The organism is Bacteroides sp. ET489, assembly GCF_030518095.1.
Taxonomy (GTDB): domain Bacteria; phylum Bacteroidota; class Bacteroidia; order Bacteroidales; family Bacteroidaceae; genus Bacteroides; species Bacteroides ndongoniae.
Genome location: NZ_JAULLJ010000126.1, coordinates 1 through 639, shown reverse-complemented (window position 1 = coordinate 639; position 639 = coordinate 1). Strand labels below are relative to the sequence as shown.

Below are 639 nucleotides of genomic sequence, written 5' to 3'. Positions count from 1 at the left end.
AGGAGAGGTATAGCCGATTATTTCCGAATGGAATGCAAACTGATATTTTTCCATAACACTTTATCCGTATTAAAATTCTGATATAAGTTCATCTTCATATACCTCCAGTTCAAGACCGCTCTCGACAATCCTAACCAGCCAGCGGCATTCCAGTCTTTCCATCAGTTCAACGGCACGGTATCTCTTATAGGGACGTTTCAGAAATACAATGTCTCCGGTTTTCATATTTGTTCCTCCTTTTTATTGTGCGTAGATTGTTTCTATAAGTTCTGCATCCGTAAGATAGCGCAGTTCCTGTGTGGAGCAGAACAGGCAGATGCCATCCAGCAATTCATTTGCCGCGACATCCTGCTTTCGTACTCCTTCGATTAAAGATTCTTCCAGTTCCTTGCTCGAAACAAGATATATTCCGTGATTGTCCTGAACAGTTCTCAAAGGGAAACGTCTTTCCTGGTAGATGATGTCCTTTATCATGTCATCCTGTGGTGGCAGTTTGGCGCTGATTGTCTTGAACTGTTCGGGTACGAGTTCCTTCAACCTGTCAGGATTGAAGCGGAACATTCTGAATCCCTGATATTCAAATCCGGCAGGCTCTGCTATTCTGTTACTGGTCAGGAAATCATGTACATGTCTGTTGCT

Annotated in this window: 1 protein-coding gene and 1 pseudogene; both read right to left on the bottom strand. The window is 43.0% G+C overall.

Annotated elements, in window-relative coordinates; all coding sequences use genetic code 11:
• Positions 1–69: 69 nt before the first annotated feature.
• Positions 70–225 (bottom strand): hypothetical protein, encoded by a 156-nt coding sequence (locus Q3C19_RS18325; RefSeq protein ID WP_204390547.1) that lies wholly within the window; start codon positions 223–225, stop codon positions 70–72.
• 15 nt (positions 226–240) lie between these two features.
• Positions 241–639: pseudogene (locus tag Q3C19_RS18320) on the bottom strand (hypothetical protein); the annotation flags it as partial.